Source organism: Ruegeria sp. C5 (genome assembly GCF_056537605.1).
Window position 1 is genome coordinate 14,747 of record NZ_JBQFRX010000012.1, and the last position, 13,914, is coordinate 28,660.

The following is a 13,914-nucleotide window of genomic DNA, read 5'->3' on the forward strand; positions in this document are numbered from 1 at the left end:
AATGCGGGCTTCAACGGATCAGGTGTGGGAATGGCTGGACGCTGTACCAGACCCTGAGATTCCGGTGATCTCGGTCGTCGATCTGGGAATTGTACGCGATGTGCGATGGGATGATGACACTCTGACGGTTACCGTCACGCCGACCTATTCAGGCTGCCCGGCGACCTCGGTCATCAGCATGGATATCGAAACTGCACTGCGTGATCATGGAATCGACGATCTGCGGATCGAGACAAGTATCGCACCGGCTTGGACCACCGATTGGCTCAGCGACAAGGGCCGTGCTCGGCTCGAGGATTACGGCATCGCCCCGCCGCAGCCTGCAGGTGGACCTGGACGCTGCCCACATTGCGGTAGCAAGGCGGTTGAAAAGGTCAGCCAGTTTGGCTCGACCCCTTGCAAGGCCCATTGGCGCTGCACCGACTGCCTGGAACCTTTTGACTATTTCAAGTGCATCTGAGGGAGGATCACCGGATGGCACGCTTTCATGATCTGGAAGTTACCGATGTTCACAAAACCATCCGCGATGCGGTGGTCGTGACGTTGAAACCTGTAAACGGTTCAGCCGATGAATTCGACTTTACCCAAGGCCAGTACCTGACCTTCCGCCGCGATTTCGACGGAGAAGAACTGCGCCGGTCCTATTCGATCTGCGCTGGTAAGGATGAGGGCATTCTGCAGGTGGGGATCAAGCGCGTGGATGGCGGCGCATTCTCGACCTGGGCCAACTCCGATCTAAAGGTGGGCGATACGGTGCAGGCGATGCCGCCGATGGGCAGCTTTTACACCGCAATCGTTCCCTCCGCCGAAAAGCATTATCTGGGCTTTGCGGGTGGGTCGGGCATCACGCCGGTTCTCTCGATCCTGAAGACGACGCTTGCCCGAGAACCACATTCGCGGTTCACATTGGTATATGCCAACAAGGGCGTGAACACGATCATGTTCCGAGAGGAGCTTGAGGACCTCAAGAACCTCTATATGGGGCGTCTGAACGTGATCCATATTCTGGAAACAGACGCGCAGGAAATCGAGCTTTTTACAGGTCTGGTCACGCAAGACAAATGTGCCGAACTTTTTGAACACTGGATCGATATTCAGAACGTCGACACGGCTTTTATCTGCGGCCCCGAGCCGATGATGCTGGGCATTGCCTCAGCCCTGCGGGCGCATGGGCTGAACGACGGGCAGATCAAGTTTGAACTCTTCGCCAGCGCTCAACCCGGTCGGGTCAAGCGCAAAGTGAGCGGGGCGGACACGGCGTCTCAGGACAACCAGACCAAAACATCAATCACCATGGACGGGGCAACGCAAACGATCACCATGCCGAAGGATCAATCGATTCTCGATGCCGCGTTGGAGAATGCGATGGACGCGCCTTATGCCTGTAAGGCCGGGGTCTGTTCAACCTGCCGCTGCCGAGTGCTTGAAGGCGAGGTCGAGATGGTCGCCAATCACGCATTGGAAGACTACGAAGTCGAGAAAGGATACGTCCTGAGCTGTCAGGCCTATCCGATGACCGACACCGTTGTCGTGGACTACGATCAGTAGACGGAGGGAATGATGGCTGAAGACATGACAATCGAGAGCTATTTGGCAGCGGGTGGTGTCCTGAGTAATCCAACCAACGTGCCTCCGCGCTATCGTGCAGAGCTCATGAAACTGATGGCGACCTTCGTGGACAGCGAACTGGCCGGCGCAGCGGGCTTTGCCAACATCATAAATCTGGGCCCGGGCATCAAGGAACGCATCGCGGCGGCCAAGATTGTGCTGGAAAAGTCCGACAACGCAGATCGTGTCCTGAAAATCATGGGCGAGTTCGGAGCCAACACTGACCGCTATGCAAATCACCATCCCTGGACCACACGTCTGGATCGTGATGCGGATATCGGGGCTACGCGGTCCGAACACGACATGCGCCTTGCTGTATTCAACTATCCGATCGAAGGATGGGAAGATGCCGTGGTTATGAACCTGCTGATGAGCCTGGCGGTTGACGTCCAACTGGCTCAGTTTTCGCAGATATCCTATCAGCCTCTGGCCGAGGCCTTCCGCGAGATTTCCCCGATCGAGGCGCGCCATGGGGAGCTTGCGCTTGAGGGTGCGGGCAAGCTGATCGAACAGGGAAAGGCTGCAGAAATGCAAGCGTCGGTCGACTATTGGTGGCCCCGGGTCGCGGCAAGTTTTGGGGCGGGCACAGCCGAGAAAACCGAAACGCTCCGCAAGCTGGGGCTGCGGCAATTAACCGGGATTGAGATGAAAGATCAGTGGACAGTAAAAGCGACCGAACAGGTCGAAAAGCTGGGACTTGAAGTACCTTAGCTTTCAAGGTTGGCGTTTACGGCTCAACAACCCATACTTCACGGCCAATCCGCGAAGCGTGCGACGCTTTCGCCGATCTTTCTTCAATGACTGCTGGGCTTTAGCACCACATTTCCGATTGAACTCAAAAACGTCAATCACCCGCTCGGCGCAGCCACAGGCTTCGCCCAGACCTACTTTGGCGAAATAGAATTTATCGAAACGATCAGGGCGTTGCATGGGTAACCTCCGCCCTTATTGAACCTCATCCTGACCGAAGAGCCAAATCAACTCTGTGCCAACAAGGGTTCAAAGGCCATCAACACCTGATAATGTCAGATTGCTTACCAACGCGGCGTAATCGCTGCGCGCGTCGGCATCCGCCCCGGCATTCCACATGTAGAACCAGTTCAACATTCCGAAAACGGACATGGTCGTGGCCCGAAGCTTGGCCGCATCATCCTTGAAAGTTGCAGGCGAGATGCTGGCGATGATGTCACTGACGAACACCACCAGATCCCTCTGATAGCTACGCAGCAGATTCTGCTGCTCTTCGGGCAATGCGGACATGCCGCTGGTTTGCACGCGATGCTCATCATCCACGCCTTGATAGGCCAGTAGGATTTCCCGCACCACCCGTTTCAAGCGATCCGCGGGTTCCATCCCATCAAGGTCCAAGCCGCAAACCTGGTCACGCAATTGCAGCAGGTAACTGTCGAGAATGTCGAACAGAATGGCGTCCTTGCTGTCGTAGTAGTGATAGATATTGGCTTTGGATATCCCGCACTCCCGCGCCAGCTGAGACATTGACGCCCGATCAAATCCTTCCTGCGCGAAGACGCGGGCGGCGCATTTTAGGATGCGAGTTCGTTTATGGTCGTGGTCTTTTGCTATCGTGCGCGCCAAATCCTGACCCTCCGTCTGTCGCTTAACTGTCCCGATTGTCAATCACACGCCGGGCCTTGCCCTGTGAGCGTTCGACCTCGCCCGGCTCGCCTATATCGATCTCGGTCGAGATGCCAACCACCTCTTTAATCCGGCGAGATAGCATCCGAGCAGCGGCGGTTTTGCTCAGCTCATCGGCTGCATCTGGCGTTGCTTCGACATGCACGCGCATCGCGTCCATCCGGCCAGCTTTATAAAGTTCGATCTGGTAGTAGGGCGCCAGACCGCCGGTTGCCAGAACCTGCTCCTCGATCTGACTGGGGAAGACGTTGACACCTCGCAGAATGATCATGTCATCCGAGCGGCCCGTGATCTTTTCCATCCGACGCATCGACCGCGCCGTGCCGGGCAAAAGCCGCGTCAGGTCACGGGTGCGATAGCGGATCATCGGAAGACCTTCTTTGGTCAGCGTGGTAAAGACCAGTTCACCAATCTCACCATCAGGCATAACCTCGCCGGTCTGCGGGTCGATGATTTCGGGGTAGAAGTGGTCTTCCCAGATCACGGGCCCGTCTTTGGTTTCGACGCACTCATTGGCGACGCCCGGTCCCATGATCTCGGACAGGCCGTAGATATCGACGGCATGCATATCGAATGCTTGTTCAACCTCGGAGCGCATCGAATCCGTCCATGGTTCAGCGCCAAAGACGCCGACAGCCAAGGAACTTTCGCGCGGATCGAGTCCAATCTTGTGATACTGCTCAAGAATGTTCAGCATATATGATGGTGTTACCATAATCCCGTCTGGTTTGAAGTCAGTGATCAGGTCGACCTGCTTGCCGGTCTGCCCACCGCTCATCGGGACGACCGTGGCCCCCAGACGTTCGATTCCATAATGCGCGCCCAGACCGCCGGTGAACAGGCCATAGCCATAGGCGTTGTGCACCATGTCGCCCCGGCGCAAACCGCTGGCACGCAATGACCGCGCCACCAGATCCGCCCAGTTGTCTATGTCGCCTTGCGTATACCCCACGACGGTTGGCTTACCCGTGGTTCCCGACGAGGCATGAACACGAATGATCTGCTCACGCGGGACTGCAAACAGACCAAAGGGATAGTTTTCCCTCAGATCGTTTTTGTAGGTAAACGGAAACCGTGCCAGATCACTGAGGGACTGAAGGTCGTCAGGATGCACACCGGCCTCATCAAACCGCTGCCGGTACATAGGCACGTTGTCATAAGCATGGCGCAGCGACCATTTCAGCCGATCCAACTGTAGGTTGCGGATTTCATCAATCGAGGCGATCTCGATCGGATCAAGATCCGCCTTGTTCGGAGTAAGATCCTTCATGCCATCCCCCTCATCTCAGGTCTCGTCAAACACCGGGCCTTTGACCGCGCGGGAAAAGCCCCGAAATTCTGCGATCTTTTGTCCGGCTTGGTTGGTTATGGATACGTCATAGATGCCGCTGCGCCCTGTCAGGCTCAGTTCCGTTGCGCGGGCCGTCAGCAGATCACCGGATCGCGCGGGCGCGACGTAGCTGATCACATTGTGCTGGGCGACCGTGGACTGGTTGCGACTATTGCAGGCAAAGGCAAAGGCACTGTCGGCCAACATGAATGTCACGCCGCCATGGCAGATCCCGTGCCCGTTGCAGTGATGGTCAGCCACCTGCAACGCCAGCGTCGCAGCGCCTTCATCCATCTCGACCAGTTCCATGCCTGCCCATTTCGAGGCATTGTCCCGCCCCCACATGGCAGCAGCGGCTTTCTGTGCGCGTTCCTTCGGCGTCATCTCATTCTCCCCGAAATACTGGCGCGCGCTTTTCCAGAAACGCAGTAACGCCCTCGGCATAGTCGACGCTTTCGCCGCAGGTTTTCATTGCGTCCGCCTCAATCTCGAGATGATCGGTCAGGGTATTCGTGGCAGCCGCCTGTATCGTCTGTTTCGTCAGGCCAAGTCCCAGCGTTGGACCATTGGCGAACTGTTCCGTTAGCGCGCGCGCCTCGGTCATTAGTTCAGCGTCTGGAATTGCTTTCCAGATCAGCCCCCAATCCGCAGCCTGCTTTGCTGGCAGGGGTTGCCCAGTCAGGGCCAGCCCTTTGGCTCGGGCTTCACCCAGCAAACGTGGCAGATGCCAACTGCCGCCGGTATCAGGTATCAGGCCCACTTTGGAAAATGATTGGATAAACTTGGCAGAGTCAGCGGCAAGTACCACATCACAAGCCAGGGCGAGATTCGCACCCGCCCCGGCGGCAACGCCATTGACGGCGCAGACAACAGGTAATTCCAAAGACCTGATCAGGCGGACCAAAGGCGCGTAGAAGGTGCGAACCGTATAGCCCAAATCCGGCGGACCCTTCATCGTGGCAGGGTTTCGATCGCCCAAATCCTGCCCTGCGCAGAACCCGCGCCCCGCGCCGGTTAACAGCACCGCTCGGGTACCACCGTCACGCGCGGCCTCAAGTGCAGCGCGCAGGGCATAGTGCATCTCATCCGTGAAACTGTTCAGGCGATCAGGGCGATTGAGTGTAATTTCAACCCATTGACCCATATTCTGCGAAATAATCGTGTCGGACATGCCCGGTTCGCTTTTCATAAGTTACAACAAACTTCTTGCATAAACCGAACGGTTGGTCAATAAATTCTATAGCCGTTTGTGACTCGGCGATCGGAAATGCACTTTGGCCAGCGGGCGGAACAGCATTTCTCGTCGTTGATAGTTACAAAACGTACCATTAACACATTCACGACTTGCGATTTTGAGGAGGAGACCCGGTCATGAAATTCACCAAGCTCACCACATTGTTGGCGTCTGCAACCTTGGCGGTGTCCGGCACCATTGCTTTTGCGGCTGACTACACCCTGACAATTTCCAGCTGGGCCCCACCCACCCACGGCATCAACGCAAAGATGTGGCCCAAATTCGTCGAAATGGTAGAGGAGGCCACTGACGGGCAGGTCACCGCAGAGCTTAAGCTGGGTATCGCTCCACCGCCTGCGCAGATGGACCTGATTATGGATGGCGCGGCCGATGCCTCGATTATCTTTCACGGCTATCAACCGGGACGCTTCGTCACCACCAAGCTGATCGAACTGCCTGGTTACGAAGGCTCGGCCGAGGACGCTTCGGTTGCCTACTGGCGCGCCTACGACAAGTACTTGAAAGCTGCTGACGAGCATCGTGGTGTCAAAGTCATCGCCTTGCACACGCATGGACCCGCGCAGCTGCATTCCAGCGCGCCAGTAACCACTCTGGATGAGGTTTCGGGCCTAAAAGTACGTATCCCGGGTGGCGTTGGCGGAGACGTTGGTGCGGCGCTTGGCGCGACCGGCATTCAGGTGCCCGCTCCGAAAGTCTATGAAACACTGGCATCGAAAGCCGCCGACGGCGTGGTCATGCCACTGGAATCGCGCAAGGGTTTCAAGCTGACCGAGGTTGCGCAGAACGTCTATGAGATGCCCGGTGGCCTCTATCGTGGTTCGTTTGCATTCATCATGAACGAAGACACCTTCGCAGATCTGCCACCCGAGCTGCAGACGGCGCTGGAAGAAAACGTATTCGGTGAACCGCTGAGCCGTGAGATCGGTAAAATCTGGGATGAGATCGACGCCACTGGACGTGAGGCAACCGAGGCGGCAGAAGGCAATGCCATCAACGCTGCCACAGATGCGGATATGGAGAAGTTCTCGGCCATCGCCGAAGACATCCGCGGTAAGGTCATCGCCGAGGTTGACGCAACAGGAGTCGACGCACAGGCCGCATATGACATGATCAAATCGGAAATGTCCTCGAACTGATCCGACTGCAGGGCGGCTCTTGCGCCGCCCTGACTTACCCTGCGCGAGTTTCCCATGACCCCTATTATTCAGCTTGTGCGCCGTGCCAGCGCCCTTCCCGTGATCGTGGCCTGCATTGCACTGTTTATCCTGATGGTAATGACCTTTTGCGACGTGATCCTGCGTTCGGTCTTCAATGCGCCCATTGAGGCCGCCACCGAGCTGACGCGCATTCTGATGGCAATTCTGGTGTTTTCTGTCCTCCCGATCGTCTCCACCACCAATGGCCATATCGCGGTCGATCTGACAGACGGGTTCTTCCACCGTCTGCATCTGTCGCGTGCGCGGGACGTTGTGATCTATGTGGTCAGCGGCATCATGCTGTTCTGGCCGGTCCAGCGCGTTTGGGTCCTGGCCGAGCGAGCGCGGGATTATGGGGATGTAACCGAATATCTTTCAATCCCCACCTACCTGATCGGCTGGTTCATTACCCTGTCTGTTGCCATCACTGCACTGGTGATGATCGCCACTGGGCTGCTAAAGGCCTTCGCCCCAAATACACTGTCGGAGCCTATGTAATGACCGCAGCGCTAATCGGATTTGCGATTGTATTGATCTTGGTGCTGGTGCGCCTTCCTATCGTCTTTGCCATGGGTCTGGTCGGCACATTGGGATTTGCCTATGAGCGTGGCGGCTCAATCTTTGATGAGCGCGGGATGAAGGCTGCCATGTCCATGGTGGGCCGACAGATCACCGACACTGCGCAGGACTATGGTCTGTCGGTTGTGCCGCTGTTCATCCTGATGGGCCTGTTCGTGAACAAGGGCGGCATGGCGCGCGAGCTTTATGCGGTGTCCAACGCCTTTCTTGGCCACATGCGCGGTGGTATTGCCATGGCAACGGTTGCGGCCTGTGGCGGATTTTCGGCTATCTGCGGATCGTCGCTGGCAACCGCCGCCACGATGTCAAAGGTCGCGATGCCGCAGATGCGGCGTTACGGCTATTCCGATGAACTCTCGACCGCCTCGATTGCCGCCGGTGGTACATTGGGCATTCTGATCCCACCATCGGTCATTCTGGTCATCTACGGGTTGCTGACCGAGACCTCGATCGGGAAACTGTTCATGGCGGGCATCATCCCCGGCATCCTCGGCATTCTGTTCTACCTCTTCGCCGTGCGCTGGACCGTCTGGCGCGACCCCGAGGCCGGCCCAGCCGGAGAGCGTGCCACATGGTCCGAACGCATCCGTGCGCTGGGCTCGGTTTGGGCGGTGCTGCTGCTGTTCTTTCTAGTCATTGGTGGGCTGTATGGAGCCTTCGATTTCGAGCCATTGAACTTGACCTTCTCCCCCACCGAGGCCGCGGGCATGGGCGCCGCCGGGGCCTTCTTGATTGCGCTCTTTCGCGGAGGGTTGACTGTAGGCTCAACTTTCGAGGTCCTGAAAGAGACCTGCTTTACCGCGTCTGCCTTGTTCGCGGTGTTGATTGGTGCGCAAATATTCTCGAATTTCATCAATCTGGCCGGTTTGCCCGAAGCCCTGATCGCGATGGTGACCGCCTATGATGTGGCTCCGTTTGTCGTGATCCTGATGATCCTTGGTATCTACATCATTCTGGGTTGCGTCTTCGAATCCCTCTCGATGCTGTTGCTGACGGTTCCGATCTTCTTCCCGTTGGTCACGTCTCTGGGCTATGACCCAATCTGGTTTGGCATCGTCGTCGTGGTTGTCACCGAAATCTCGCTGATCACTCCACCCGTGGGCCTGAACGTCTTCATTCTGAAAGGCGTGGTGGGCGACGTCTCAACCGGCACCATATTTCGCGGCGTCACTCCGTTCTGGATCGCCGATATCTTCCGCCTCGCGCTGATCGTGCTGGTGCCCATCGTGGTGCTGTATCTGCCGCAGCAAATGGGCGCTTTGGGACACTAGTCCCACCGCATCAAATAGGAGATCACCATGTCCCTGCATCAGATTTCCAGCTTCGCCGCTGGTACTTGGGTCGCGCCTGGAGAAGGCGCACGCACCATCGCATCCGCCATCACCGGCGCACCGTTTGCCAGCGCTGGCAATGCCGCGCTCGACGTACAGGCGATGCTTGACTATGCGCGCAATACCGGTGGCCCCACGCTGCGCAAGTTAACGTTCCATGATCGTGCCCGGATGCTCAAGGCGCTGGCGCAAGAGCTTTCGGCGCATAAACAAGTCCTTTACGACCTGAGTTTCGAAACCGGAGCTACGCAGAAGGACCACCTGATCGATATCGATGGTGGCATCGGCACGATGTTTGTCTTTGCCTCAAAAGGCCGGCGCGAGATGCCGGATGCGCAGGTTTATCTGGACGGCGAAATCGAGCAGTTGTCACGCAATGGCACCTTTTTAGGGCAGCATATCTGCACGCCCCTGCAAGGGGTCGCGGTTCATATCAACGCCTTCAACTTCCCGGTCTGGGGGATGCTGGAAAAGCTGGCCCCGACGCTGCTGGCTGGCGTGCCTGCAATCGTCAAGCCGGCTACCAACAGTTGCTACGTCACCGAACTGGCAGTGCGGATCATGCTGGATAGCGGCATCCTGCCTGCCGGTGCGCTACAGCTGGTCTCAGGCGGGTTGGGCGACATGCTCGATCACTTGGATTGTCAGGATGTGGTCAGCTTCACAGGCTCGGCGAACACCGCGTTGAAGCTGCGGCAGACGCCTGCGATCTTGCAGAACTCGGTCCGGTTTGTGGCCGAGCAGGACAGCTTGAACGCTTCCATCCTCGGGCCCGATGCCACGCCTGGCACGCCCGAATTTGACCTGTTCGTCAAGGAAGTCTCGCGCGAGATGACCACAAAGGCGGGCCAGAAATGCACTGCGATCCGACGCATCATCGCGCCCCAGCTGCAGGTCGACGCCATAATTGCCGCGCTGTCTGACCGATTGGCAAATATCACCATCGGCGACCCCCGTTCCGACACCACTCACATGGGCGCGCTGGTGTCGAACGGGCAGAAAGCCGACGTTCTGGAAAAGGCAGCTCTGATCGGGCAAGAGGCTGAACGGGTTTATGGCAACCCCGACGCGTTCGACCTGCACGGCCCTGAAACCGGCGCATTCGTTCCCCCGATGCTGTTTTACTGTGCTGACCCCGACAAAGCGCAGCGCGTGCACGATACCGAGGCCTTCGGCCCAGTTTCGACCCTCATGGGCTACCGCGATCTGGATCATGCGGTGGCACTTGCCAATCGCGGGCAGGGGTCTCTGGTCACGTCGCTGATCACTCACGACACAAAGGTCGCGCACAACGTAGTGATGGGGGCCGCAGCCTATAACGGGCGGATTTACATCAACGACCGCGACTCGATGGCTGAATCGACCGGCCACGGATCTCCGTTGCCCCATATGGTGCATGGAGGGCCGGGCCGTGCGGGCGGTGGTGAGGAAATGGGCGGCGTGCGCGGTGTGAAACACTATATGCAGCGCACGGCCATTCAGGGCTCCCCGCGCATACTCAGTGGTATCAGCACCAAATGGGTGCCAGGAGCGCCCGAAATCCAAGGTCCGGCCCATCCCTTCACCCGTAAATTTGGTGAGTTGCAGGTCGGCGAGACGCTGCACACAGCCCCGCGCACTGTCACGCTGGAGGATATCGAACACTTCGCCAATTTCACCGGCGATACCTTTTATGCGCATATGGACGAGGACGCGGCGGCGCGAAATCCGTTCTTCCCCGGTCGTGTGGCGCATGGTTATCTGTTGCTCAGTTTTGCTGCGGGCCTATTTGTTGAACCGAACGAGGGGCCGGTGCTGGCCAATACCGGGCTGGACGGGCTGCGGTTCATGAAGCCCGTTGTTGCTGGCGACAGCATCAAGGTGCGCCTGACGGTAAAGCAGAAAACCCCACGCAATGACGATTATGGCGAGGTTCGCTGGCACGTGTCCCTGACCAATCAAGATGACGAACCGGTCGCAGAATACGAGCTTCTGACCATGAACGCCCGCTGACCCGCTGTACTACCTGTTTTTCTTATTGGGCCTAATGGGTTAAACTGGGTCCATGACCGAAAAGACCTCGTGGTTCGAAATGGCTGTGGCCGAACTGGCGGACCCGCAAGACCAGCGGGTCTGGTCGATTATCGTCTCGCTGTTTGGTGACATGGCACAAGAGCCCGGCGCGCAAATCTCGGGCGGTGTTCTGACCCGGATAATTGAGCCGATGGGCATCAAACCCGAAGCGATCCGCGTCGCTCTGCACCGGCTGCGCAAGGACGGCTGGATTGAAAGTAACCGGATTGGACGCGTCTCGCGCCATGTCCTCTCGGAATTCGGCCGGACGCAATCCGCCGCCGTCACGCCGCGCATATATGCGCGCGGTCCTTCGCCCATTGAAAATTGGCATCTTCTGATCGCCGAAGACGGGTCGGGCACTCAGGTGCTTGAGGACGTGATGCTCAGCGATGACTACATCCCCATTGGGCGCAACGTAGCGATGGGTGCGGGTCCCGTTCCAGATCAGTCGGACGGTTTGCTGGCCTTGGACATCTCTCCGCACGCAGCCCCCAAGTGGGTGCAGGATCGGTTGTGTCCACCCGAATTGCGCGCCTCTTGCAAGGCTCTTCTGGGCGCGGTCGAACGCGCCGCGAAGTCCCGTCCCGAAGGCTGGGCGCCTACACCCTTGCAGAGCGCAACACTGCGCACCCTGCTGGTGCATCGGTGGCGGCGCGTCGTGCTACGCCAGCCGGACTTACCTTTGGCTTTTTATCCTGTGGATTGGGCTGGTCCGGCTTGTCGCGATAGCGTGTTCGGGCTGCTTGATCTGCTGCCACGCCCCTCGGCTGACGTACTGAGCGGTAGTAGTTGACCGCTGAGCGGTCTGTTCAACCATATTATCAGTGCGGCGCACATACCGGGTGCTGGGAGCTTTTCTGACCAAGTCATACCAATTTACACACCAATAATTAGGTTGCGGTTATCTGCCTGCCAATTCAGCCGTTCAGAAAACGCATGGTGCAATCGGGCCCCGGGCAATACCATCGCCTGAGCAAACCTACCGGAGATCCGTGATGTCGATTTTGCTAACGATTGTCTTGTTTCTGATGTCCCTTTTGCTGGGGATGCACACCTGGACTCGTCGCCTAACGCGGCAGGGCACCGAAGTGGTGCCGCAACTGGGGCGGATCGTGCCCGTTCACGGTGGCAGCATTCACTATGTCGAAAAAGGCGACCCTTCCAACCCGACAATTGTCATGATCCATGGCCTATCAGGCCAATTGCAGCATTTTACTTATGCGTTGGTGGATGATCTTGCTCAGGATTATCACGTTCTCGCGGTTGACCGTCCGGGCTGTGGCTATTCCACGCGCGATGCTGCCCAGTTGGCGGAATTGCCCGAACAAGCCCGCATGATCCACGAGTTTCTGGAAATAAAGAACGTCGATCAAGCCACACTGGTCGGTCATTCTCTAGGTGGCGCCGTGTCTCTTGCGATGGCACTGGATTATCCCGACAATACGGCGGCGTTGGCGCTTCTGGCCCCCTTGACGCAACAAATGCCGGAACCGCCCGCCGTTTTCAAACCACTTGAAATCCGTACCGAGTGGCTGCGCAACCTTATTGGCAATACAATCGCCGTCCCGATGGCCCGAAAAACCGCACCCCTCGTCCTGAAAGACGTCTTCGCACCCGAGCCCGCGCCCTCAGACTTCCTGAACCGTGCTGGGGGTGCCCTTGGTCTTCGCCCCTCGGCCTTTATCACCGCTTCACAGGATGTTGTTGGGGTAGAGGCCAGCATGGGTGCCCTGACTTCACGCTATAACGACCTGCGCGTGCCCGGAGGCATCCTGTTCGGCACAGAGGACCCGATCCTGTCCGCCGAGCTACACGGTGCTACAATGACGAAATTCGGCCTGACCTTTGAGGTCCTGGAACACCGGGGTCACATGATACTCATCACAGAACCCGAAGTCTGCGCGCGTTTCATCCGCCAGATCGCCGAGAATTCCCGCACCCGGCTGGCAGAGCAGGACGCGCATTGAATAACGCAATAAAGAATCTCGGCAGGCACGCTTTTCCCTCTTGACCCTCCCCGGCCCCTCGCTTAAATCGCCTCTCACTCGTGGCGGAGTAGCTCAGTTGGTTAGAGCAGCGGAATCATAATCCGCGTGTCGGGGGTTCAAGTCCCTCCTCCGCTACCAAATCACCAACATAACACATTGAAAAAACTGTAAAAAATATTTTTCTTGTGTTTCTACCATCACCCTTACCACTATTTGTCCGATATTCAGCAGCATTTGATCAGTGGAGCTCGAGATTCTCATCTGGCTAGTAAGATTCGAAAACCGCTATAGGACTTCTCCAGAGAGTGGCGGTCGCTAGCTGTCCAGCTTAAACTATATGCCCCTACCCGATTAGAGGTTTTCTGGATACGACCGATGGAACTCAGCTACGCCGAAAAGTCACAAATAACTATGTTCGACTAATCCGCTTTGTCCAAAACCCATCTTCCGTTTGGCTTCCATATTGCATTGGTGTTTTGCAGAGCACTTGATAGCTGTTGACGATCGCAACTCCTTTTCATTTTCTCGGATACCCTTATCCTCAAAAGGTCGAAACTGCACCCGCCTTCGGCCTCCTCTACAGCCTCCTCCAATGTCTCTTTCAATGCCGCCGGAAGTGATGTCCTTCTATCGTCGTTCCAATGCGAAAGATAGACATTCCGCCCACTGCTTACTCGAAGCTCCGAGGAAAGTGAGAGCAAGCTAAACAAAGCCTCCGGATCCATCGTGGGGAGCCCGGGTAGGTATTTATCAATTTCAGATATGTGTATTCCATGATTCAAGGAATTAAGAGTATTGCAGGCATAACTAGCTAACCGCGGTTGGTCGTTTCTCTTGTCTGACGTCAGCGCCCATGGGACAGTTTAGGTCGATTTGATAAGAGAGGGTTTCTGGCTCATCGTAACCGCCAAGGAGT

14 protein-coding genes and 1 tRNA gene are annotated in these 13,914 nt (G+C 57.2%); 10 read left to right on the plus strand and 5 right to left on the minus strand.

Going from position 1 to position 13,914, the window contains the following annotated elements; all coding sequences use genetic code 11:
* Nucleotide 1 precedes the first annotated feature (1 nt).
* From paaD to ACR0AW_RS20935, 3 genes are read left to right on the plus strand one after another with little or no spacing between them, the layout of a single operon-like run.
* On the plus strand, nucleotides 2-460 hold the full coding sequence (gene paaD, locus ACR0AW_RS20925; protein WP_170734230.1) for a 1,2-phenylacetyl-CoA epoxidase subunit PaaD: 459 nt from the start codon (nucleotides 2-4) through the stop codon (nucleotides 458-460).
* A gap of 14 nt (nucleotides 461-474) precedes the next feature.
* Entirely contained in the window at nucleotides 475-1,548 is a 1,074-nt protein-coding gene (locus ACR0AW_RS20930; RefSeq protein ID WP_170734229.1) for a 2Fe-2S iron-sulfur cluster-binding protein, read from the plus strand.
* A gap of 12 nt (nucleotides 1,549-1,560) precedes the next feature.
* The gene (locus tag ACR0AW_RS20935) at nucleotides 1,561-2,319 is read left to right on the plus strand and encodes a Phenylacetic acid catabolic protein (protein ID WP_170734228.1); all 759 of its coding nucleotides are present in this window, start codon (nucleotides 1,561-1,563) and stop codon (nucleotides 2,317-2,319) included.
* Nucleotides 2,320-2,322: 3 nt separating this feature from the next.
* On the opposite strand, the gene ACR0AW_RS20940 is transcribed toward ACR0AW_RS20935, so the two are convergent.
* The 5 genes from ACR0AW_RS20940 to paaG all read right to left on the minus strand — a co-directional run bounded on the left by ACR0AW_RS20940 (nucleotide 2,323) and on the right by paaG (nucleotide 5,765).
* On the minus strand, nucleotides 2,323-2,538 hold the full coding sequence (locus tag ACR0AW_RS20940) for a hypothetical protein (protein ID WP_170511540.1): 216 nt from the start codon (nucleotides 2,536-2,538) through the stop codon (nucleotides 2,323-2,325).
* A gap of 69 nt (nucleotides 2,539-2,607) precedes the next feature.
* Nucleotides 2,608-3,204 carry a TetR/AcrR family transcriptional regulator gene (locus tag ACR0AW_RS20945; RefSeq protein WP_170596872.1) on the minus strand — a complete coding sequence of 199 codons (597 nt, stop codon included), beginning with the start codon at nucleotides 3,202-3,204 and terminating at the stop codon, nucleotides 2,608-2,610.
* A gap of 22 nt (nucleotides 3,205-3,226) precedes the next feature.
* Nucleotides 3,227-4,534: a phenylacetate--CoA ligase PaaK gene (paaK, locus tag ACR0AW_RS20950; protein ID WP_170397713.1), complete on the minus strand. Its 1,308-nt coding sequence runs from the start codon at nucleotides 4,532-4,534 to the stop codon at nucleotides 3,227-3,229.
* A gap of 15 nt (nucleotides 4,535-4,549) precedes the next feature.
* On the minus strand, nucleotides 4,550-4,978 hold the full coding sequence (gene paaI / locus ACR0AW_RS20955; protein ID WP_170397710.1) for a hydroxyphenylacetyl-CoA thioesterase PaaI: 429 nt from the start codon (nucleotides 4,976-4,978) through the stop codon (nucleotides 4,550-4,552).
* 1 nt (nucleotide 4,979) lies between these two features.
* Nucleotides 4,980-5,765: a 2-(1,2-epoxy-1,2-dihydrophenyl)acetyl-CoA isomerase PaaG gene (paaG, locus tag ACR0AW_RS20960; protein ID WP_170734227.1), complete on the minus strand. Its 786-nt coding sequence runs from the start codon at nucleotides 5,763-5,765 to the stop codon at nucleotides 4,980-4,982.
* A gap of 200 nt (nucleotides 5,766-5,965) precedes the next feature.
* Here paaG and ACR0AW_RS20965 point away from each other — a divergent pair, with 200 nt between their 5' ends.
* From ACR0AW_RS20965 to ACR0AW_RS20995, 7 genes are all read left to right on the plus strand, one after another.
* Nucleotides 5,966-6,985, plus strand: a complete 1,020-nt coding sequence (locus ACR0AW_RS20965; RefSeq protein ID WP_170397704.1) for a TRAP transporter substrate-binding protein — start codon at nucleotides 5,966-5,968, stop codon at nucleotides 6,983-6,985.
* Nucleotides 6,986-7,039: 54 nt separating this feature from the next.
* Nucleotides 7,040-7,543: a TRAP transporter small permease gene (locus ACR0AW_RS20970; protein ID WP_170397701.1), complete on the plus strand. Its 504-nt coding sequence runs from the start codon at nucleotides 7,040-7,042 to the stop codon at nucleotides 7,541-7,543.
* On the plus strand, nucleotides 7,543-8,895 hold the full coding sequence (locus ACR0AW_RS20975; protein WP_170734226.1) for a TRAP transporter large permease: 1,353 nt from the start codon (nucleotides 7,543-7,545) through the stop codon (nucleotides 8,893-8,895). Before ACR0AW_RS20970 ends, ACR0AW_RS20975 begins: the two co-directional genes overlap by 1 nt.
* A gap of 27 nt (nucleotides 8,896-8,922) precedes the next feature.
* Complete coding sequence (gene paaZ, locus ACR0AW_RS20980) at nucleotides 8,923-10,947, plus strand: phenylacetic acid degradation bifunctional protein PaaZ (protein WP_170734225.1); 2,025 nt, start codon at nucleotides 8,923-8,925, stop codon at nucleotides 10,945-10,947.
* Nucleotides 10,948-10,999: 52 nt separating this feature from the next.
* A complete protein-coding gene (locus tag ACR0AW_RS20985; protein WP_170734224.1) occupies nucleotides 11,000-11,803 on the plus strand; it encodes a PaaX family transcriptional regulator C-terminal domain-containing protein in 804 nt (267 codons plus the stop codon).
* 202 nt (nucleotides 11,804-12,005) lie between these two features.
* Nucleotides 12,006-12,977 carry an alpha/beta fold hydrolase gene (locus ACR0AW_RS20990; protein ID WP_170734223.1) on the plus strand — a complete coding sequence of 324 codons (972 nt, stop codon included), beginning with the start codon at nucleotides 12,006-12,008 and terminating at the stop codon, nucleotides 12,975-12,977.
* Between the two features lie 82 nt (nucleotides 12,978-13,059).
* A tRNA-Met gene (locus ACR0AW_RS20995) sits at nucleotides 13,060-13,136 on the plus strand.
* Nucleotides 13,137-13,914 lie beyond the last annotated feature (778 nt).

Excerpts from the sequence above, each read along its gene's own strand:
- paaD (WP_170734230.1), top strand. The coding sequence starts at position 2 with ATGCGGGCTTCAACGGATCAGGTGTGGGAATGGCTGGACGCTGTACCA.
- ACR0AW_RS20930 (WP_170734229.1), top strand. The coding sequence starts at position 475 with ATGGCACGCTTTCATGATCTGGAAGTTACCGATGTTCACAAAACCATC.
- ACR0AW_RS20935 (WP_170734228.1), top strand. The coding sequence starts at position 1,561 with ATGGCTGAAGACATGACAATCGAGAGCTATTTGGCAGCGGGTGGTGTC.
- ACR0AW_RS20940 (WP_170511540.1), bottom strand. The coding sequence starts at position 2,538 with ATGCAACGCCCTGATCGTTTCGATAAATTCTATTTCGCCAAAGTAGGT.
- paaK (WP_170397713.1), bottom strand. The coding sequence starts at position 4,534 with ATGAAGGATCTTACTCCGAACAAGGCGGATCTTGATCCGATCGAGATC.
- paaI (WP_170397710.1), bottom strand. The coding sequence starts at position 4,978 with ATGACGCCGAAGGAACGCGCACAGAAAGCCGCTGCTGCCATGTGGGGG.
- paaG (WP_170734227.1), bottom strand. The coding sequence starts at position 5,765 with ATGTCCGACACGATTATTTCGCAGAATATGGGTCAATGGGTTGAAATT.
- ACR0AW_RS20965 (WP_170397704.1), top strand. The coding sequence starts at position 5,966 with ATGAAATTCACCAAGCTCACCACATTGTTGGCGTCTGCAACCTTGGCG.
- ACR0AW_RS20970 (WP_170397701.1), top strand. The coding sequence starts at position 7,040 with ATGACCCCTATTATTCAGCTTGTGCGCCGTGCCAGCGCCCTTCCCGTG.
- ACR0AW_RS20975 (WP_170734226.1), top strand. The coding sequence starts at position 7,543 with ATGACCGCAGCGCTAATCGGATTTGCGATTGTATTGATCTTGGTGCTG.
- paaZ (WP_170734225.1), top strand. The coding sequence starts at position 8,923 with ATGTCCCTGCATCAGATTTCCAGCTTCGCCGCTGGTACTTGGGTCGCG.
- ACR0AW_RS20985 (WP_170734224.1), top strand. The coding sequence starts at position 11,000 with ATGACCGAAAAGACCTCGTGGTTCGAAATGGCTGTGGCCGAACTGGCG.
- ACR0AW_RS20990 (WP_170734223.1), top strand. The coding sequence starts at position 12,006 with ATGTCGATTTTGCTAACGATTGTCTTGTTTCTGATGTCCCTTTTGCTG.